Here is a 485-nt window from a genome sequence, read left to right on the forward strand (position 1 = left end):
GTTGTGGTCTGACCGCTCCGCAGTTGGCTACATTGATGGCGCACGTGAAGCTCGACCTCAAGGCCGAACTGCTCAGTGGCGCGATGTTCGACGACCCATACTTCGTCGCACTGCTCAACCGGTATTTCCCGCCGACGTTGCGCCGTCAGCTCGGCGAGCCACTTCCCGAGCATCCCCTGCGCCGGGAGATCATCACCACCTCGATCGTCAACCGCGTGCTGGCCACCTCGGGGCTGACCTTCACATTCCGGCTTTCAGAGGAAACCGGCTCTGCCCCAGCCGATATCGTGCGGGCTCACGCGGTGGCGTCCGAGGTTTTCGACCTCGACACACTCTGGTCGGACATCTATGCCGCCGATCTCTCGCCGGCACTGACGAATGCGATGATCATCGAAGGCCGTCGCCTCCTCGACCGGGCCGCCCGATGGTTTGTACTCAACCGTCCGCAACCGCTCGATGTCGACGCCGAGATCACCCTATTCAGC

General features: G+C 62.7%; 1 protein-coding gene. It reads left to right on the top strand.

From position 1 onward, the window contains the following. Nucleotides 1-8: 8 nt before the first annotated feature. Nucleotides 9-485, top strand: a 477-nt coding sequence (locus RNC47_RS36400) for an NAD-glutamate dehydrogenase domain-containing protein (RefSeq protein WP_311605149.1), incomplete at its 3' end; no start/stop codon positions are given.

Origin of the sequence: Streptomyces millisiae (genome assembly GCF_031845425.1) — a bacterium.
Lineage (GTDB): Bacteria > Actinomycetota > Actinomycetes > Streptomycetales > Streptomycetaceae > Streptomyces > Streptomyces millisiae.